The organism is Caballeronia sp. AZ10_KS36, assembly GCF_023631105.1.
Lineage (GTDB): Bacteria > Pseudomonadota > Gammaproteobacteria > Burkholderiales > Burkholderiaceae > Caballeronia.
This window is the reverse complement of the sequence record NZ_JALQDQ010000013.1, coordinates 193,061-209,269: the sequence shown is the minus strand read 5'-3', so window position 1 is coordinate 209,269 and position 16,209 is coordinate 193,061. Positions and strand designations below refer to the sequence as shown.

The 16,209-nt window shown below is 64.6% G+C and carries 23 protein-coding genes and 2 tRNA genes; 10 read left to right on the top strand and 15 right to left on the bottom strand.

What is annotated here, in order from left to right; genetic code table 11:
• The first annotated feature begins 34 nt into the window (after positions 1 to 34).
• Positions 35 to 232, top strand: coding sequence for a hypothetical protein (locus tag NCR35_RS07685; protein ID WP_244848570.1), 198 nt, complete (start codon positions 35 to 37; stop codon positions 230 to 232).
• A 14-nt stretch (positions 233 to 246) separates the two neighbouring features.
• Here NCR35_RS07685 and NCR35_RS07680 read toward each other — a convergent pair whose 3' ends face one another.
• The 6 genes from NCR35_RS07680 to dusA all read right to left on the bottom strand — a co-directional run bounded on the left by NCR35_RS07680 (position 247) and on the right by dusA (position 2,943).
• Positions 247 to 615, bottom strand: a complete 369-nt coding sequence (locus NCR35_RS07680; protein WP_250533888.1) for a hypothetical protein — start codon at positions 613 to 615, stop codon at positions 247 to 249.
• A 28-nt stretch (positions 616 to 643) separates the two neighbouring features.
• Entirely contained in the window at positions 644 to 847 is a 204-nt protein-coding gene (locus tag NCR35_RS07675; protein WP_250533887.1) for a hypothetical protein, read from the bottom strand.
• Positions 848 to 892: 45 nt separating this feature from the next.
• Positions 893 to 1,282: a DUF5594 family protein gene (locus tag NCR35_RS07670; protein ID WP_250533886.1), complete on the bottom strand. Its 390-nt coding sequence runs from the start codon at positions 1,280 to 1,282 to the stop codon at positions 893 to 895.
• A 21-nt stretch (positions 1,283 to 1,303) separates the two neighbouring features.
• Positions 1,304 to 1,606, bottom strand: a complete 303-nt coding sequence (locus NCR35_RS07665; protein WP_159836054.1) for a hypothetical protein — start codon at positions 1,604 to 1,606, stop codon at positions 1,304 to 1,306.
• A 126-nt stretch (positions 1,607 to 1,732) separates the two neighbouring features.
• Positions 1,733 to 1,808 (bottom strand) — tRNA-His (locus tag NCR35_RS07660).
• Between the two features lie 130 nt (positions 1,809 to 1,938).
• Complete coding sequence (dusA, locus tag NCR35_RS07655; protein WP_250533885.1) at positions 1,939 to 2,943, bottom strand: tRNA dihydrouridine(20/20a) synthase DusA; 1,005 nt, start codon at positions 2,941 to 2,943, stop codon at positions 1,939 to 1,941.
• Between the two features lie 143 nt (positions 2,944 to 3,086).
• Between dusA and NCR35_RS07650 the strand changes: the two genes are divergently transcribed.
• Entirely contained in the window at positions 3,087 to 3,329 is a 243-nt protein-coding gene (locus NCR35_RS07650) for a hypothetical protein (RefSeq protein WP_250533884.1), read from the top strand.
• Positions 3,330 to 3,422: 93 nt separating this feature from the next.
• Entirely contained in the window at positions 3,423 to 3,848 is a 426-nt protein-coding gene (locus NCR35_RS07645; protein WP_175940213.1) for a hypothetical protein, read from the top strand.
• A 33-nt stretch (positions 3,849 to 3,881) separates the two neighbouring features.
• Here the strand turns inward: NCR35_RS07645 and NCR35_RS07640 are convergent, their stop codons facing one another.
• The 6 genes from NCR35_RS07640 to NCR35_RS07615 all read right to left on the bottom strand — a co-directional run bounded on the left by NCR35_RS07640 (position 3,882) and on the right by NCR35_RS07615 (position 7,225).
• Positions 3,882 to 4,994, bottom strand: coding sequence for an enoyl-CoA hydratase/isomerase family protein (locus tag NCR35_RS07640; RefSeq protein WP_250533883.1), 1,113 nt, complete (start codon positions 4,992 to 4,994; stop codon positions 3,882 to 3,884).
• 39 nt (positions 4,995 to 5,033) lie between these two features.
• A complete protein-coding gene (locus NCR35_RS07635) occupies positions 5,034 to 5,666 on the bottom strand; it encodes a TetR/AcrR family transcriptional regulator (RefSeq protein ID WP_250533882.1) in 633 nt (210 codons plus the stop codon).
• 73 nt (positions 5,667 to 5,739) lie between these two features.
• Entirely contained in the window at positions 5,740 to 5,928 is a 189-nt protein-coding gene (locus NCR35_RS07630; protein WP_250533881.1) for a hypothetical protein, read from the bottom strand.
• Between the two features lie 200 nt (positions 5,929 to 6,128).
• Positions 6,129 to 6,416 (bottom strand): DUF1488 family protein, encoded by a 288-nt coding sequence (locus tag NCR35_RS07625; RefSeq protein ID WP_248322148.1) that lies wholly within the window; start codon positions 6,414 to 6,416, stop codon positions 6,129 to 6,131.
• Between the two features lie 177 nt (positions 6,417 to 6,593).
• Positions 6,594 to 6,953, bottom strand: coding sequence for a hypothetical protein (locus tag NCR35_RS07620; protein WP_250533880.1), 360 nt, complete (start codon positions 6,951 to 6,953; stop codon positions 6,594 to 6,596).
• Positions 6,953 to 7,225 (bottom strand): hypothetical protein, encoded by a 273-nt coding sequence (locus NCR35_RS07615; protein ID WP_250533879.1) that lies wholly within the window; start codon positions 7,223 to 7,225, stop codon positions 6,953 to 6,955. Before NCR35_RS07615 ends, NCR35_RS07620 begins: the two co-directional genes overlap by 1 nt.
• A 329-nt stretch (positions 7,226 to 7,554) precedes the next feature.
• On the opposite strand from NCR35_RS07615, the gene NCR35_RS07610 reads away from it, so the two are divergent.
• Positions 7,555 to 7,872 carry a hypothetical protein gene (locus NCR35_RS07610; protein ID WP_502801657.1) on the top strand — a complete coding sequence of 106 codons (318 nt, stop codon included), beginning with the start codon at positions 7,555 to 7,557 and terminating at the stop codon, positions 7,870 to 7,872.
• A gap of 37 nt (positions 7,873 to 7,909) precedes the next feature.
• Here NCR35_RS07610 and NCR35_RS07605 read toward each other — a convergent pair whose 3' ends face one another.
• Both NCR35_RS07605 and NCR35_RS07600 read right to left on the bottom strand, forming a co-directional pair.
• Entirely contained in the window at positions 7,910 to 8,407 is a 498-nt protein-coding gene (locus NCR35_RS07605) for a heme-degrading domain-containing protein (RefSeq protein ID WP_250533877.1), read from the bottom strand.
• A gap of 177 nt (positions 8,408 to 8,584) precedes the next feature.
• Positions 8,585 to 8,661, bottom strand: a tRNA-Met gene (locus tag NCR35_RS07600).
• Between the two features lie 230 nt (positions 8,662 to 8,891).
• On the opposite strand from NCR35_RS07600, the gene NCR35_RS07595 reads away from it, so the two are divergent.
• The 3 genes from NCR35_RS07595 to NCR35_RS07585 all read left to right on the top strand — a co-directional run bounded on the left by NCR35_RS07595 (position 8,892) and on the right by NCR35_RS07585 (position 10,161).
• A complete protein-coding gene (locus tag NCR35_RS07595; protein WP_250533876.1) occupies positions 8,892 to 9,257 on the top strand; it encodes a DUF2946 domain-containing protein in 366 nt (121 codons plus the stop codon).
• Positions 9,258 to 9,341: 84 nt separating this feature from the next.
• Positions 9,342 to 9,704, top strand: a complete 363-nt coding sequence (locus tag NCR35_RS07590) for a copper resistance CopC family protein (RefSeq protein ID WP_250533875.1) — start codon at positions 9,342 to 9,344, stop codon at positions 9,702 to 9,704.
• 7 nt (positions 9,705 to 9,711) lie between these two features.
• Entirely contained in the window at positions 9,712 to 10,161 is a 450-nt protein-coding gene (locus tag NCR35_RS07585; protein ID WP_250533874.1) for a copper chaperone PCu(A)C, read from the top strand.
• Between the two features lie 62 nt (positions 10,162 to 10,223).
• On the opposite strand, the gene NCR35_RS07580 is transcribed toward NCR35_RS07585, so the two are convergent.
• Positions 10,224 to 12,767: a penicillin-binding protein 1A gene (locus tag NCR35_RS07580; protein WP_250533873.1), complete on the bottom strand. Its 2,544-nt coding sequence runs from the start codon at positions 12,765 to 12,767 to the stop codon at positions 10,224 to 10,226.
• 555 nt (positions 12,768 to 13,322) lie between these two features.
• On the opposite strand from NCR35_RS07580, the gene NCR35_RS07575 reads away from it, so the two are divergent.
• The 3 genes from NCR35_RS07575 (at position 13,323) to NCR35_RS07565 (ending at position 16,006) form a co-directional block, all read left to right on the top strand.
• On the top strand, positions 13,323 to 13,733 hold the full coding sequence (locus NCR35_RS07575; protein WP_250533872.1) for a plasmid mobilization protein: 411 nt from the start codon (positions 13,323 to 13,325) through the stop codon (positions 13,731 to 13,733).
• A gap of 224 nt (positions 13,734 to 13,957) precedes the next feature.
• Positions 13,958 to 14,638 (top strand): PspA/IM30 family protein, encoded by a 681-nt coding sequence (locus NCR35_RS07570; RefSeq protein WP_250533871.1) that lies wholly within the window; start codon positions 13,958 to 13,960, stop codon positions 14,636 to 14,638.
• A gap of 123 nt (positions 14,639 to 14,761) precedes the next feature.
• Positions 14,762 to 16,006, top strand: a complete 1,245-nt coding sequence (locus NCR35_RS07565) for a tetratricopeptide repeat protein (RefSeq protein WP_250533870.1) — start codon at positions 14,762 to 14,764, stop codon at positions 16,004 to 16,006.
• Positions 16,007 to 16,209 lie beyond the last annotated feature (203 nt).

Genomic DNA, 16,209 nt, shown 5'->3' with positions numbered 1-16,209 from the left:
TAAAGGTTTGCGCCCTCGCGCCGTAAACGCGCGTATGAACCTGCAAAGTCTCGAATCCCTCGCCGCTCTGAGCGAAGCCGTCGCCGTGATCCGCCATGCGCGCGGGCTGAAGAATCCGGACGACCTGCCGACCGGCACGCCCGAATGGCAAACCGTCAGCGACGCCTTCGCGGACGACTTCCTGCGCGCCCTCGACGGCGAACCGACCGTGCGCGCGTGGTGGACAATCTAGGCTTCGAAGAAACGCTAGCGTCTCAGTGAATCCAGCCACCCGAGCGCAATCGCCGCATTGACGATCACGCCGGCGGTCGCCGCCAGCGCCGCGATCATCGTCCAGAACGCCGACCGGCGCGAAGCCTCCGCGGATTCGCGAGCGAGTTGCGCAGCGTCGTTGGCCGACGACACCGACGCGAACATCGCCCGGAACTGCTCGTCCTGACGAGCGGTGTCCTTCGCGTGCAGCCATGCGCGCTTGTGCGCCGCTTCGGGGTCAGCGGACTGCGCCGCGTCGAGTTCCGCTCGTATCGACGCTTCGCCGGCTGCTTCGTAGCGGCGAAATCGTGCTTCTCGCGCCTCTCGCGCTTCGTCCGCGTTCTCTTTCTGATGTTCGGCCATACCCGCTCGCGCGCCGCTGCAAAAGCGCTTACCGGTCGTTCGACATCGCCTTCAGGCGATCGTTGCCGGCATCCCGCGCGGCGTCGGCCGTGGCGAAGTTGTCTTCGGACACCAACGCGCGCTTGACCTCGCCCGCCGCGAAATCCACGAGCGTGATGACCCACACGAACCCGCCGCCCTGTTCCGCCGTCTGCACGAATGCACGCAGCTTGCCTTCATTCGACGATGTCATCTGATCCTCCACGTTCGTCCGGGTGCTTCTGACAAGGCGCGGCGCTCACGCCTCGAAGTCCAGTCCGCCGAGCAGCACCGACGGCTCCGCCTGCGAGCGCGTCGGCACATCCACTTCGCGGGCGTCCTGCCATGCGCGCAGTTTGTCCCCGAGCGCGTCGAGATAACGCTGCAAACGGGCTTCGCCGCCAGGACGCAGCAATCGCTCGATCTCTTCGTCGTCCCACGTCAGGAAGACGTTCATGTCGAACGGATAACGCCGCGTGCGCGCGCCATGATCCGACGGCGGCGCGCTCACGCGCAGCCGCGCCGGCTCGCGCGGATTGCCGCCGGGAACGACTTCGACGCGCAATGTCTGATCGACCACGCGGGCCACGCCCTCGGCGATGCGCGGCATGATTTCGGTTTCGAACCTGTGCGCCTGTTCGCGATTCAACGCCTACCTCTCGGAACTGACTCAGACAGGCGGCAAGTCTTCGAGCGATTTCTCGATCTGCCCTTCCTGCACGCGCGCCTCGATGCCCACGTGGCCGTTCGAGTACGGCAATGCGGTGACTTTCGGTCCGAGAAACGTTCGCCCGCCGAGCCTGAAGAGCGTGCGGACTTCCTTGCCGCTTTTGATGGCGTCCACGACTTGATGGACGTCCACGATGGTGGTCGGCGCCGCCCAGTCGTTCGTGGCGGAATCGAAGCTGCCCCAGCGCACATTGGTCACGCGGTCGTTGACCCAACGCACGCCGTCGATCGCCAAAGTAGCCATAGCTGTCTCCGTCGTCGTTCGTTCGGGGTGGTGGTGCGTTGATGCTAGCACGGTGCGTGTGCTGTGTTTAGCTGCGGAAAAGCAAAAAGCCCGGTCGCGATGACCGGGCTTTTCGTATGAATTCTTTGGGGTGGCTGATGGGACTCGAACCCACGACGACAGGAATCACAATCCTGGACTCTACCAACTGAGCTACAGCCACCGCTGACAACTGCTGATTTACTACGTCTCGTATTCGCAAGATTGCCTGCCAATCGAGAAGCGAGATTATACGAACAAAGTTTCTGCTTGCCTAGTGCTCTTGAGCATTCTTTTACGATCGATGCGTGCGGTCAGGACTCCACCGCTTCCGCCGCTTCGCGCAAGTAGGTGCGTGCCTCGTCGAAGATCCCCAGATCGCCCTTCGCAAGCCGGCGGCTGTCCGACAGCGTGCGCCGCCATCCGCGCGCGCCCGCGACGCCGCGATATAGCCCCAGCGCATGGCGCGTCACCGCGCCGAGATACGTGCCGCGCGCGAGTTCGGCGCGCGCATAGTCGATCAGTTGAGCTTCGATTTCCTCGCGCGTCGGCACCGGCGTCGTCGCGCCGTAGAACCGCGTATCGACGCCCGCCAGCACGTAAGGATTGTGGTACGCCTCGCGCCCGAGCATGACGCCATCGACATGCTTCAGGTGCTCCTCCACTTCGTCGAGCGTCGTGATGCCGCCGTTGATCGAAATCTCGAGATGCGGGAAGTCGCGCTTCAACCGGTACGCGTAGTCGTACTTGAGCGGCGGAATCTCGCGGTTCTCCTTCGGGCTCAGGCCCTTCAAGATCGCATTGCGCGCATGGACGATGAACACTTCGCAGCCCGCCTGCGCCACCGTGCCGACGAAATCGCGCACGAACGCGTAGTCTTCAACCGCATCGACGCCAATGCGATGTTTGACCGTCACCGGAATCGACACCGCATCGCGCATCGCCTTCACGCAGTCCGCGACGAGTTCCGGCTCGTTCATCAGGCATGCGCCGAACGCGCCCCGCTGCACGCGCTCCGACGGGCAGCCGCAGTTCAGGTTGATCTCGTCGTAGCCCCATTGCTCGCCGAGCTTCGCGCTCTTCGCGAGATCGGCCGGTTCGCTGCCGCCCAGCTGCAGCGCGACGGGCGCTTCCGCCGGCGTGAACGCGAGATGACGCGCGACATCGCCGTAGAGCAGCGCGCCGGTCGTCACCATTTCGGTGTAAAGCCACGCGTGATGCGACACCATCCGATGCAGCGAACGGCAATGGCGGTCCGTCCAGTCCATCATCGGGGCGACGGACACACGGCGGGGGCTGTTTTTCGAAGCGGCGGACATGGCAGACGTCTGGTTCGGCTAATCCGCAATTTTACCGCAGCGCGCAATGCGCGGTTCCCGGCGCGCGTCCCGAATCTTTCCCCGCGCCGGCTGTCACACCGAACATGCGACGCCCGCGTGCGTCGAGCCTCGCGGAGACTGACATGAAAAGCATATCGATCGCGGCCGCTGCGCTGCTGTGCGCGGCGTTCGCCGCACAGGCGCAAACCGCGCGACCGGACGAAGGCGCGTCCATGGTCAAGCCGCCCGGCGCGCCGGGTTCGCCGGCAACGAGCGCCGCGCGCCCCGACAATCCCGACAACATGCCGGTCAAGCGCCCCGCCCCGCCGCCCAACAGCGACCGTATGCTGCATCACAGTCCCGCGAGCGACGCCATCGCGAAGTAGGCATCGGCTCCGGCTGGCGGGCGCGCGCCCCTATAATGGCGCTCGTCCCGATTTTCGCGCGAACCGCGTTCTCGCCCGCCAGCGGGTAAGCCAATGCAAAAACTCATTCTGCCGTTCGTCTCCGGTTTTCTCGCCGCACTCTTCTTTCGCGAATCGACGCTCGCGCTGCTGCACGCAGCCGGAATGATCGACGCCGCCGGCTTTTCGACCGCGCCGTTTCTGCCGCTCGGCATTCCCGAATTCATCGCCAATGCGTTGTGGAGCGCCGTGTTCGGCGTATTGATGGCGTGGCTGTTGCGCGTCGCGCCCGAACACCGCGCGCCATGGATCGGCGCGCTCGTGTTCGGCGGCATCGTGCTGACGGCGGTCAGCGCGTTCGTGATCGATCCGGCGCGCGGCATCTGGCCGAGCGGCAACATGCTGCCGCGCCTCGCGCCAGGCTTCATTGCAAACGCGATCTGGGGCTGGGGCGCGCTCGTGTTCATGCGCGCTTTCATGGCGGGCAGCGAGACCGCCTGAAAGCAAGCACAAGCGGCGAAGCAGCCGCTTCCGTTAGTCCTTCAATGATCGCAGCGGATGCGTCGCCGGCGTCCAGGCGCTGTCGAACATGCGCTCGACGTCATCGGGCCGCACGTCTTCAGCGCGCGCCACTTTCCATTGCGGCTGGTTGTCCTTGTCGACGATGCGCGCCCGGATGCCTTCCAGCACGTCGCCCCGCTCGAAGACCGAGCGCGTGAGGTCGAGATCGCGGCGCAGCGTTTCGGCCATCGTCGAGAAGCGCGCGCGGTCGACCTGCTGAAGCGACACATCCACGGAGAGCGGCGAACGCTCGCGCAATGCGGCCGCCGTCGCGCGCAGCCATTCGTTGCCGGATGCATCCGCGTCCCGCTCCAGCGAAGCGAGAATGGCCGCGCCGTTGCCGGCCGCGAAATGCTTGTCGATGAGCGTGCGTGCCTCGGCGAGCGCGCTGGTATCCGGGATCGGCGAGACCTTGTACTTCGTGGTCTCGTTCTCGACGAAGCGTACGATCGCGACGCCATCCAGAAAACGCTGATGACGCAGCGATTCGATCAGGCCGGGCAGCGCGCCGTCGTCGAGATACGCGTCGGCCAGGCGGGCATAGAGCGCGTCCGCCGGGCCGATGCTCGCGCCGGTGGCGGCGAGATAACGGCCAATTGCGCCGGGCGCGCGGGCGAGAAACCAGCTCACGCCGACATCCGGAAAGAGACCGATGCGCGTTTCCGGCATGGCCATTTTCGTGGATTGCGTGACGATGCGCAGTCCGCCCGTATGATGCGCGCCCTGCGAAATGCCCATGCCGCCGCCCATCACGACGCCGTTCACGACGGCGATATACGGCTTCGGGAACGTGAAGATGGCGTGATTGAGCTTGTACTCTTCGGTAAAGAAGGCGTCGATCGAATCGCGGTCGCCGGCCTTCGCGGCTTCATAGAGGAAACGGATGTCGCCGCCGGCGCAGAACGCGCGCACGTGCGGGCTGTAGACGATTACGGCGCGAATCGCCTGATCGTGACGCCACGCGCGCAACGCCTCGCCGATGGCGTGCAGCATCGCGGGCGTCAGCGCGTTCAACGCTTTCGGGCGATCGAGCGCAATGAAGCCGATGCCGTTAGCGGTGTCAATACGAATGTCTTCGGTGGTCATCGTGTCGAGAAGTCGAAACGGTTCGTACGGTCACTTCACTCAGCAGGCGGCGAGCCACGCATCCAGCGACAACTCGACGAGTTCTCTCGCCGCGACGTCGGCGCTTGCCGCGCCGTTCAATTGTAGCGCGGTGATGCCATGCAGGTTCGCCCAGAAAGCCTGCGCGCAAGCCGCCGCAGGGGCTCCAGCCGGCAGCCTTGCAAGCCGGTTCGCTGCCTGCAGTTCAAGGAATGCGTCCGCTATCAGCGAAAGCATGGCGGCGTTGTCGTCCGGCATGTTCGCGCCGTTGGCAGACACATGGTCCATGAACATCAGGCGGTAGGTTTCCGGCTCGCTGAGTCCGAACTGCACATAGGCGCGCCCCAACGCTCTCAGGCGCGCAGCGGCATCCGCGATGCTCGCGTGCGGCGCGAACGCCGCGCGCAGTTGCGCGAGACCTTCTTCGCGCAACGCCCGCTCGATCTCGCCGCGATTCCGAAAGTGCAGATACAGCGCGGCAGGCGAGTAATCGATCGCTTCCGCGAGCTTGCGCATCGAGAGGGACGCGAGCCCTTCCCGTTTGACAATGCCGCGCGAGACTTCGAGTATGCGCTCACGCAGCGCGTCGCGCTGCTGCTTCTTATTATGTCGAGACTGGCGCGTGCGCGCGTCGTCGACACTCATACGAGGCATGGCCGGCTCCGCCCGTTTGGATGTCGCTTTCGAAGACGAGTCGCGAACTGGCGAACTCGAGGACCGGAGAGGGTCAGACGATCATCTGACCGTCGTCGTCGCGCCGAGATCCGGATGCCGCGCGATACAGCGGCTCTTCGGACTCGCCGAGCACGACCGACGAAAACACGATGCAAAATCCCAGAATCAGGACACCGACAGCCGCCCAGATGAGCCACAGTGCATTGGACTCGACGAGCGCGTGAAGAAAGGAATGAAACATGACGACCCCGCGCGATTTTTATAATGGCTGCTCAACGCTTACAAAGGCTGGTGAGCAAGTGACATGCCGTGCGAATCGCATCGCAAGCGGCACAATGGCAGGATCTTACTCTGTTGCTGCGCTGCGGGAAAGCGCATGCAGCCGTTTCAGGCGCGGGCTGGACGGTCGATCAGCGCGTAACGCCGTTACACGCGCTGCCGCTATTCGACGATCACGCGCCCCGGCGGAAAGTGGCCGCTTTTCAGCAGCACCGGCATGCCCTGGGTGACCTGCAGATGTTCGCGCGCGACGGCTTCGATGCGGGCGCGGCCTGCATCGAAGGCATCGATCCAGCCGGCGCTGTCGAAAGTCTTCGCGCCGAAGTGATCTTCGAGCGCTTCGACGGAAATCGCGCATGGCACGCGTCGGCCATCGACGAGCGCGGCAAATTCGATCGTGAGATTGGAATCGCGATAATCGGGCGCGTCGGAAAGAAAACGAATGTTCATGAGACTCTCGTGGATCGGGCGGCGGACGGCAGGCGGTGCTCGTACCCGCACGCGGTGAGGTTGACGCATTGGGTTCGGTACGCGGGCACCGCTTCGCTGGCGTGCGCGTGAATCGATTCGCGGTCTATGGTACTCGCGCTCGCGCCGTGGGGTCCAGCGCCGCCGCGCGCAGGCACCTCAGGGATCGAGCACGTCCTCGTTCACATCCACGACGAGCAGCGAACTCGCGAGCGGGTCTGTGTAATTGAAATCGAGCGAACGCGTCATGTCGCGCACGCGCTCGCAGACGCGCTGCCGCGCTTCATCCGACAAAGGCGGATAGTCGCGCAGCACTCGCGCGTCGAAGCGGTAATGCACGCCCCAGCCGATGTTCCCCGCATGATTCGCCACCCCGCCCGTGCGCCAGCTTACGAATAGCGCGGGCGCCGCATCGGCTCCGCCGCCGATCTCGATGATGTCCGCGCCGATCGGAAACAGGTCGACGAGGCAGTTCGCGATATCGTAGAGCACCGCATGGCGAAGATGGATCGGGCGCATCACGTCGGTTGCAGCAGTCGGTCGATGTAATCGCGCGCCGCCTTCTCGACGCTTGCAAGCGCTTCGTCTTCCGTGGCGAAGCGCTGCTCGGGACCGAGATCGACCAGCGCCTCGAAGTGACGCGGCTCGTCGGGGCCGTTCTGGGCAAGACTCACGGACCCGACATAAATCGCCGTGCCGGCGTCACCGGGCTTCGCGTCGTGCGTCGGAACGAGCCGCGCCGATGCGCTGATGTAATAGCCTCGATAAGGGCCCGTCACTCTGTCGACCATTCCATTGCCTCCGTATGTATTCCGGGATGTGTGTTCGGTCGCGCTCCATCATGCGTTGGACGGCAAATCGCACCGATGCCCCGGTAGTCATAAGGCGCGCGACGCGGAAAATAGTTCACGATTCAGCGGCGGCGATCGGTTTCGCGAGTTCGTCGATTCACGCATCGCAAGCATTGCGCCCGCACGGCTGCCTGCCGGTCTGGTCGGCGTCATGCAAGCGGCCTATGGGACAATGCTCATCCCAAAATACGGCGGCTCCGAAACACAACGAGGAAAAGATGAATCGAAACGATCGGCCGATGCGCCGACTCCCGGCGTGCGCAAGCACGATGCCGAAAGCATGGCGTGCGGCGAGCATTGGCGCGGCCATGGTCGTGGTCGCGAGCCTCGGCGCGTGCGCGTCGTCGAACGAAGCGTCGCTGATCAATTTGCCGGATGGCCAGACGGGCTATGCCGTCAATTGCAGCGGCGCGGACGCAGGCTCGAGCTGGGCGAGCTGCTATGTGCTCGCGGGCAAGGCGTGCGGCGCGACGGGCTATGACATCGTCTCGAAGGACAACGAGGAAGGCGGGCCGAGCGGCGGCGGCATCAGCAACGTGATCTCGGCAAACGTGAAGAACCGTTCGATGATCGTGCGGTGCAAGTGAGCCAACCGGCGACTTCTTTGCCCGCGTGGCCGCCCCTTCAGCTATGGTCCAGCGACAGTGCCGCGAAACCGTGGCCGAGCACGGCGCAGAGCGCTTCGACGACCATCTGGTGATCGCCACGCTGCGGCAGGCCCGACACCGTCACTGACCCGATGACGCCGGCACTCGCGACGCGGATCGGGAAACTGCCGCCGTGCGACGCGAACTGCGCGGGATCGAGGCCGAACTTGTCGGCGAGCGTGGTGCCCGCCTGTTGCAGCGTGAGACCGATGGCATACGAGCTGCGCCGAAAGTGCTCGACCGTCTTCGATTTGCGCTCGGCCCAGCGCGCGTTGTCCGGGCTCGTGCCGTCGAGCGCGGCGAAGAAGAGCCGCTGACCGAAGGTGCGCACGTCGATCACCACGGCAGCATCGCGCGCCAGCGCCATCTCGCGCAATTGCGTGCCAAGTTGCCACGCCTGATCGGCGTGAAACTGCGGAAAGACGAGCGTGTTTTCCTGATGCGCGATGGTTTGCAGGTCGTGCGGAATGTCCATGAGCGGCGCCTTTTCGTTAGCGTGGTGTCGGTTGTCGAATGCGGGATTTTGACACGGGCGCGCGCTAGGGTGAGCGCTAGGGTGAGCCATTCGATAGGAATACTGACGCTCGGAGAAAATAGACCGGCTGAAAAACAGAAAGGGGTTACAGGCCGAAGCACTGTAACCCCTTGAATTTGGTTGCGGGGGTAGGATTTGAACCTACGACCTTCGGGTTATGAGCCCGACGAGCTGCCAGACTGCTCCACCCCGCGTCCGTCGAAGAAAAGATTATAGAGCATCGTTTATGGAAAAGCAACGGTCCATGACGATTGATGCTTGATAAGCTGCCCGAGCGCTGCGTCGATTCGACTCGTCCCGCACCGAGCGCATCAGGAAAGCCGCACTTTCGTGCATGGCATAATCGCCCGTTCAGCGGCATCGGTTATCGCCGCTATCGATTATCGGCTCGGGAACAGGCATGCATTCCTTGCGGCGCGGCATCATGAGAAAGATCGGCGGCATCGCGGCGGTATGGGCGATGCTGCTTCTCTCGCTCGCGCCCGTCGTATCGCAGACGCTCAAGGCCGAGCCTTTCGAAGCCCTGCTCGCCTCGATATGCGCGTCGCGCATCGATACGCCTGATGACATCCACTCTGCGCACCATGCCGGCCACAGCGCCGTCGGCGCGCTCGACGCCTGCGGCTATTGCGGCTTCGTCGGACACGCGCCGACGCCACCGAGTTTCGTTCGAGCGACTGCGTTCGCGAACTTCCTGCGCGACGCTTTCTCGGTAGCCAGCGGAGACAGCGCGTCACATCTCAAACGCTTCCCTAACGCCCAGCCTCGCGCGCCGCCCTTGATTGGCTGAATCGCCCATCATCCGCATTCGTGATCCGCTTCTCTGCGAAGCGATAACGCGCGTCGCGGCACCATATTTTCGACAGGACACACCATGACGTTCCAATCCGCATTGCGGAGCGTGCTCGCCCTCGCGCTGGCCGCTTCCACGCAACTGGCGCTCGCGCACGCGCTGCCGAAGCTCCAGCAACCCGGCCCCGGCGCGACGGTCAGCGCGCCGCACGAAGTCTCCATCGAGTTCGGTGAACGCATCGAGCCGACGTTCAGCTCCCTTCTCGTCACCGACGCACACGGCACGCAAGTCAACACCGCGAAGTCGGCCGTCGATGCGAACGACAAGAAGCACATGAGCGTCGCCCTCGGCGATCTCGCGCCGGGCGTCTATACGGTGCAATGGACCGCGGTCGCAGCCGACGGTCATCGCACGCAAGGTCACTATAACTTCACGGTCAAGTGAGGCCGCTTTGAACAAGAACACATTCCTCTCGGGCGCGCTCGCATGCGCGTCGTTCGCCGTCTTCGCCAGCGCCGCGCACGCGGCCACGCTAGAAGCGCATGATTGCTGGGTCCGCGCGATGCCGCCGACTCTGCCGTCGTCGGGCTACTTCGTCGTGTCGAACAACGGCGATTCGCCCGCGACGCTCACCGCCGCAACGAGTCCCGCGTTCGCCATGACGATGATGCACAAGTCGGAGAACAAGGGCGGCACGGCGACGATGGCGCCCGTCGATACCGTCGAGGTGCCCGCGCACGGCTCGCTGGAATTCGCGCCGAAGGGCTATCACCTGATGATGGAACAGCCCGCCAAGCCGCTCAAGGTCGGCTCGACGATTTCCCTCGCCCTCACCTTCTCCGACAAGAGCACGCTCAACGTTGAGTGCGCGGTGAAATCCGCGGCGACGGTCGGCAAGTAACTCGCCGCCGAACGTAAAAAAAACGCGCCAGCCACGGCGCGTTTTTTCTTGGAGCAAGCCGATCAGGGCCGGTTGAACATGTCCATGATCTGCTTGCGCTCGTCGGTGGTGACTTGCGGCACCGGCGGCGCCTGCATGCCCGCCGGGCCGACGCCGCCCGCGGTCGTCGAATCGCCCGCCATCGGGTTCGTATTGTCGAGACCGATGCTCGCGACGAAGCCCGCGCCCGGCGTGCGGTCCGCAAAGAACAGTTCGCCGTCGACGGTCGTCACGCCGTCGGGCATGGCCATCTGCTGTTGCGGGATGCCGCGCAGCGCGCGTCCCATGTACTCGACCCAGATCGGCAGCGCGAGCTGCGCGCCGAACTCCTTCGTGCCGAGCGACTTCGGCTGGTCGTAACCCATCCACGCCACCGCGACGAGCTGATGCTGATAGCCCGCGAACCAGCCGTCCTTCGCGTCGTTGGTCGTGCCGGTCTTGCCCTGCAAGTCGTTGCGCTTCAGCACGTTAGTGCCCGAGCCCGTACCCGACGTCGCGACGGTGTGCAGCAGGCTGTTCATCACGTACGCGTTGCGCGGTTCGAGCGTCTGCGGCGCATTCGCGCCGGCGGTCAGCGGATCGGCGCGCGAAATCACGGTGCCGCGCGCATCCGCGACCTGCGCGATCAGATACGGATTGATGCGATACCCGCCGTTTGCGAACACCGAATACGCGCCGCTCAGTTGCAATGGCGTGACGAGCCCGGCGCCCAGCGCAAGCGGCAGATACGGCGGCGTCTTGTCCTTGTCGAAGCCGAACTTCTGTGTAACGAAGTCCTGCGCGTAGCCCGTGCCGATATACGACAGGATGCGGATCGACACGAGGTTCTTCGACTTCTGCAAGCCGGTGCGCATGGACATCGGGCCGTCGGGCTGATCGTCGTCCTTCGGCTCCCACGGCTCGCCGCCCGCGGGCGCCGGAAAGTACAGCGGCGCGTCGTTGATGATGGTCGCCGGTCCGAGACCCTTGTCGAGCGCCGCCGAGTAGATGAACGGCTTGAAGCTCGAACCCGGCTGACGCCAAGCCTGCGTGACGTGATTGAACTTGTTCTTGTTGAAGTCGAAGCCGCCCACGAGCGCGCGAATCGCGCCGTCTTGCGGCACCATCGAGACGAGCGCGCCTTCCACCTGCGGCAACTGCGTGACCTGCCAGTTGTCCTTCGCGTCCTTCGTCAGGCGGATGATCGACCCCGGCCGGATGGCGAGCGCCTTCGACGCATTGCTGCGCAAGGCCGCTGCCACGAAGCGCAGCCCTTCGCCCGCGATCGTCGCCGTCTCGCCGCCGACGAACTGCGCGCTCACTTGCTTCGGGCTCGCCGCCGTCACCACGGCCGCGACGAGATCGCCGTTGTCCGGATGATCGACGAGCGCGTCTTCGATGGCTTCAGCGCGGTCATCCGCCGCCGACGGCAGCGCGATGTTGCCCTCCGGCCCGCGATAGCCGTGACGCCGCTCGTAGTCCATCACGCCTTTGCGCACGGCGCGGTAAGCGGCGTCCTGATCGGCCGAGTCGATGGTCGTCGTCACCGTGAGGCCGCGCGTGTAGGTCTCTTCCTTGTACTGCGCGTACATCATCTGCCGCACCATTTCCGCGACGTATTCCGCATGCACGCCGTACTCGGTGCCCGCCGATTTCGTGTGGATTTCCTCGGCGATGGCTTGATCGTACTGTTCGCGCGTGATGAAGTTGAGGTCCAGCATGCGCTTCAGGATGTACTGCTGGCGCACCTTCGCGCGCTTCGGATTCACGACCGGGTTATACGCGGACGGCGCCTTCGGCAGACCGGCGAGCATCGCGGCTTCGGCGAGCGTGATGTCCTTCAGGTCCTTGCCGAAGTACACGCGCGCGGCGGCCGAAAAACCGTATGCGCGCTCGCCCAGATAGATCTGGTTCATGTACAGCTCCAGAATCTGGTCCTTCGTGAGCGCGCGCTCGATCTTGTACGCGAGCAGCATCTCGTAGACCTTGCGCGTGTACGTCTTCTCGCTGGACAGGAAGAAGTTGCGCGCGACCTGCATCGTGATCGTGCTCGCGCCCTGCGATGCGCCGCCGTGCATCAGGTCGGTCACGCCCGCGCGCAGGATACCGATGAAATCGACGCCGCCGTGATCGTAGAAGCGATAGTCTTCGATCGCGAGGACCGCTTTTTTCATCTGGTCCGGGATGTCCTGAAAGCGCACGAGGCTGCGCCGCTCTTCGCCGAATTCTCCGATCAGCACGTGATCCGCCGTGTAGACGCGCAGCGGCACCTTCGGCCGATAGTCGATGAGCGCGTTCAGCGACGGCAGGTTCGGCTCCATCACGACGAGCGCATAGCCCACGATGAGCGCGCCGACCACTGCCGCCACCGCCGCGAGACCCGCGAACCACAGCGCGATGCGCCCGAATACCGAGCGGCCGCCATCGCGCCCGTCCCGGTCATTGCCATTGTTCCGGCCGTTGCGGCCATTGCCACCCCGACCGCCGCCGTCGCGGCCTGCCCCCGAGTCGTTGCGTGAGTCGTTCCAGCGCGGCTCGCGATCGGGTCGCGATGAATTCGAAGAGTCGGGGCGTTTGATGATAGGCATGACTGGGATGGTTCGGCGCGCTTTATAGCGCGCTTGGTGGCGCGCACTGCGCGGCGTATCGAAAGAAGCGGATCAGGCGGCGGACAAAGCGCGCGAGGAAGAACGCAAGCGCGGCAACGACCGGCGAGCGAATGCGTGAGCCGGTCCGACCGAAGAGTAACGGCACATTTTAAAGAATTCGGACGGACCGCTACAGAATGGGCAGGCATTTTTTGTAAGCAAATGACGTCGGGCGACTCGAAGAAGCGGGCCAACGACAACGTGCGCTTACCCACAGAAAGTGTTGAGAGCCTTGTGGACAACCCTATGAGAAAATAGTTAAACCGTTGATCGGGCGCGCTTTTTCGTGCACGCTCATACGCTGACCCACGGCGCGCATTCCGGCGACGATAGGGGACCGCGAGCACGCACAGCGGCCTCGCGAACCGATATGATGGATACATGTATAGCCGGGCCTTTTCGCCGGCGAACGACCTGCGGTAACGAAGTGAGCGATCCCGGCATCGGGACCGCGCATGCGATGTTTGCAATCGCCTTACTGTCTGCGAGCCGCTCATGACGACCAAGCCTACCGAACGCATCGTTGTATTCGTGACCCCCGCGCAAAAGCTCGCCATCAGCAAGACCGCGGACGACCTCGGCATCAGCGTGAGCGAACTCATGCGGCGGGCGGTGCTCAACTTCAACGCGACGAGCGAGCAGATCAAGGTGGCGGGCATCGTCGACCGTCTGCGCGCGCCGAAAGCCCCCGATCCGCTCGATGTCGCGCTGCGCAGCGTGGCCGCCAAGGCAGCGGCCCGCGAGGCGCGCGAAGCCGCCGCGGGCGCGGCCAAGATCGCGCGATCGCAGGCTGCGGCGGCGGCTGCATCGACGGTGGCGACGGCAAGCGTTCCCGTGAGCCGCGACCACACCGACAGCGCCGGCGAAGACGCCTCGCTGACCGGCGACGAACGGCTCGGCGGTTAGGCTAGTCCACAGTCCTCTCTTCACGGCGCGCGTCTGCGTAGCCGTTACATTCCTTCACCTTGCTTAAGTCCATATTAAGTCGCGACGTGCTCTAATGAACGGGTAAACCCGCGCGTGAATGCGGCTTGCTTGCGCTTGCATTCCAGGCGCGGCGCCTCACATTCGATGCGCGGCGCGCCAGCCGCGGTCTAGTGGTCCGTGGTTTTCATCCAGGAGATACATACATGTCGCTTTTCGATTCCATCTCGCGCACCGTCAAAGGTCTGCTGAACGATGCCGCCGACACCATGCAGGACCCCTCGCGCGACGCCCGCCAGATCGTGCGCGAACTGGACGACAGCATCGCGAAGGCGGAGAACTCGCTGATCGAGATCGAGGCGCAGGTCGCCACGCAGCAAAGCAAGCGCGACGCAGCCGCCGAGAAAGCGAGGAAGTACGAAGACGGCGCCAAGCGCGCGCTGCAAAGCGGCGACGAAGGTCTCGCACGCGAGGCGCTCGCGGCACAAGCCAACGCGGAAACGGAGCGCGACGCGCTCGCCGCAGAACTGCAAACGCTCGTGCCTTCGGTCGATCACCTGAAGCAGCAGATCGCCGACATGCGCCAGCGCCGCAACGATCTCAACGCGCGCTCGAACATCCTTCAGGCGAAGCAGCAGATCGCGCAGGCGAAGGACACCGCCGCGACGGCGCTCGGCGGCATCGGCGGAAAGAACCTGTCGGAAGATTTTCAAAAGCTGGAGGACAAGGTCCAGCTCGCGAACGCCCGCTCCGACGCGCGTCTGAATTCGGCGGACCAGAAGTCCGGCAAGGCGCTCGACGACAAGCTGGCTGCGCTCAATCGCGGTCCTTCGGTGGAAGACCGTCTGGAAGCGCTGAAAAAGCAGTTGAATACGCCGGCGCAGTAACCACGGTGGCTGCCGCCGCCGCTTCGCGGACTTTTGCGCTTTCGGGTATCCGCCTTGCGATGTCTCGGCAATCACCGATCGCAGCTTCGAATGGAGACGGGCGTCGCAACGCCCGGCCCGCACATGAAAAAGACTTTGACGGCTCTCGCCTTATCGATGTCCCTCGCGCTGTCGGTCGCTTCGCCGCTCGCATTGGCCGCCGTGCCGACCGCGCAGCAGGTCGAGCAATCGATGACGCAGGGCGACTGGCAGAAAGCCGACGCGCAGTTGAGCGAAGTGCTCGACGCGCATCCGAAGAACGCGCACGCGCATTATCTCTACGCGCAGGTGCTGGACCGCGAAGGCCGCGCGAGCGACGCGCTTTCGCACTTGCAGCAGGCGAAGACGCTCGATCCGTCGCTGAGCTTCACGGACCCGTCGCGCTTCGCATCCACCGAAGCGCGCATCCGCAACGACGCCAGCCGCGCCAATGCGACGACCAATCGCGGCTCCAACGGCTCGGTCGCGCTGAATCCGTTCAACCCGGCGCAAGCCGCCGCGCCGCAGAAGCATGGCCCGTCGATGAGCATGTGGATCGGCCTCGCGGTACTGATCGCGGCGATTGCGCTGGTGCTGCGCTGGGGCCTGCGACGCGCCCGCGCCCGCGACGACGGCCGCAGCCAGGACGACCGCCGCGCGCAGCTCAAACGCGCAACCGAGTTGCTCAACGACGTGCGTACGCTGAAGCTCGACGTGCGGCTCTCGACCGCGCCCGGTCATGAGGCGCTGCTGCGCGACGTCGAAAGCGCGGAAACGCAGTTGCGCGAGATGGTGGAGTCGCTCTCGAACGCGAAGAATCCGGTACCGCCCTACGCCATCGAGGATCTCGAAAATCAGGTGGCGAGTCTGAAGGCGCGCGCCGAGGGCCGGCCGGATCCGAATGCGGCGAATGCGGCGAATGCGGCGAATGCCGGTGCGCAAGGCCAGTCGCCGTTCGCGCAGGAAGCCGACCGCTTCGGGCGCGGCCAGCAGCCATACGGTCCGCAGGCGCCGTATCCGCAGCAGGGACCGTATCCGCCGCAAGGGCAGCAGCCGCCCGTCATCATCCAGCAAGGCGGCGGCGGGTTCGGTGGCGGCATGGGCGGCCTGTTGACCGGCGTGCTGCTCGGCGAAGCCATGTCGCACGGACGCGACCGCGTGATCGAGCGCGAAGTGCCGGTCGAACGCCGCGACGCCGGCAACGACAATGGCGGCCTCGACTTCGGCAACAACAATGGCGGCGGCCTGGACTTCGGCAACGGATCGAACGACTGGGATGACGGCGGCGGCAGCGGCGGCGGAGGCGGTCTCGATCTCGGCAGCAACGACGACAACTGGCGCGACACCTGAACCGCTTTGTCGAGCCACAGGCAAGCAAGAAGGCCCCGCTCGCGGGGCCTTATTCTTTTCTATGCTTGCTTCAGCCGCCGCCCAGAAAGCGCAGCAGCGCCCACAGAAATTTGAAGAAGCCGACGATGAATTCCCAGATGCGTTCGAGCTGATCCCACGTCGCCACGCGCAAGAACGTGTGCAGGATCATGCGAGGGGGCTTG

What these genes read in the sequence shown, in the direction of transcription:
- NCR35_RS07685 (WP_244848570.1), top strand. Translation starts at nt 35, where the DNA reads ATGAACCTGCAAAGTCTCGAATCCCTCGCCGCTCTGAGCGAAGCCGTC.
- NCR35_RS07680 (WP_250533888.1), bottom strand. Translation starts at nt 615, where the DNA reads ATGGCCGAACATCAGAAAGAGAACGCGGACGAAGCGCGAGAGGCGCGA.
- NCR35_RS07675 (WP_250533887.1), bottom strand. Translation starts at nt 847, where the DNA reads ATGACATCGTCGAATGAAGGCAAGCTGCGTGCATTCGTGCAGACGGCG.
- NCR35_RS07665 (WP_159836054.1), bottom strand. Translation starts at nt 1,606, where the DNA reads ATGGCTACTTTGGCGATCGACGGCGTGCGTTGGGTCAACGACCGCGTG.
- dusA (WP_250533885.1), bottom strand. Translation starts at nt 2,943, where the DNA reads ATGTCCGCCGCTTCGAAAAACAGCCCCCGCCGTGTGTCCGTCGCCCCG.
- NCR35_RS07650 (WP_250533884.1), top strand. Translation starts at nt 3,087, where the DNA reads ATGAAAAGCATATCGATCGCGGCCGCTGCGCTGCTGTGCGCGGCGTTC.
- NCR35_RS07645 (WP_175940213.1), top strand. Translation starts at nt 3,423, where the DNA reads ATGCAAAAACTCATTCTGCCGTTCGTCTCCGGTTTTCTCGCCGCACTC.
- NCR35_RS07640 (WP_250533883.1), bottom strand. Translation starts at nt 4,994, where the DNA reads ATGACCACCGAAGACATTCGTATTGACACCGCTAACGGCATCGGCTTC.
- NCR35_RS07635 (WP_250533882.1), bottom strand. Translation starts at nt 5,666, where the DNA reads ATGCCTCGTATGAGTGTCGACGACGCGCGCACGCGCCAGTCTCGACAT.
- NCR35_RS07630 (WP_250533881.1), bottom strand. Translation starts at nt 5,928, where the DNA reads ATGTTTCATTCCTTTCTTCACGCGCTCGTCGAGTCCAATGCACTGTGG.
- NCR35_RS07625 (WP_248322148.1), bottom strand. Translation starts at nt 6,416, where the DNA reads ATGAACATTCGTTTTCTTTCCGACGCGCCCGATTATCGCGATTCCAAT.
- NCR35_RS07620 (WP_250533880.1), bottom strand. Translation starts at nt 6,953, where the DNA reads ATGCGCCCGATCCATCTTCGCCATGCGGTGCTCTACGATATCGCGAAC.
- NCR35_RS07615 (WP_250533879.1), bottom strand. Translation starts at nt 7,225, where the DNA reads ATGGTCGACAGAGTGACGGGCCCTTATCGAGGCTATTACATCAGCGCA.
- NCR35_RS07610 (WP_502801657.1), top strand. Translation starts at nt 7,555, where the DNA reads ATGCCGAAAGCATGGCGTGCGGCGAGCATTGGCGCGGCCATGGTCGTG.
- NCR35_RS07605 (WP_250533877.1), bottom strand. Translation starts at nt 8,407, where the DNA reads ATGGACATTCCGCACGACCTGCAAACCATCGCGCATCAGGAAAACACG.
- NCR35_RS07595 (WP_250533876.1), top strand. Translation starts at nt 8,892, where the DNA reads ATGAGAAAGATCGGCGGCATCGCGGCGGTATGGGCGATGCTGCTTCTC.
- NCR35_RS07590 (WP_250533875.1), top strand. Translation starts at nt 9,342, where the DNA reads ATGACGTTCCAATCCGCATTGCGGAGCGTGCTCGCCCTCGCGCTGGCC.
- NCR35_RS07580 (WP_250533873.1), bottom strand. Translation starts at nt 12,767, where the DNA reads ATGCCTATCATCAAACGCCCCGACTCTTCGAATTCATCGCGACCCGAT.
- NCR35_RS07575 (WP_250533872.1), top strand. Translation starts at nt 13,323, where the DNA reads ATGACGACCAAGCCTACCGAACGCATCGTTGTATTCGTGACCCCCGCG.
- NCR35_RS07570 (WP_250533871.1), top strand. Translation starts at nt 13,958, where the DNA reads ATGTCGCTTTTCGATTCCATCTCGCGCACCGTCAAAGGTCTGCTGAAC.
- NCR35_RS07565 (WP_250533870.1), top strand. Translation starts at nt 14,762, where the DNA reads ATGAAAAAGACTTTGACGGCTCTCGCCTTATCGATGTCCCTCGCGCTG.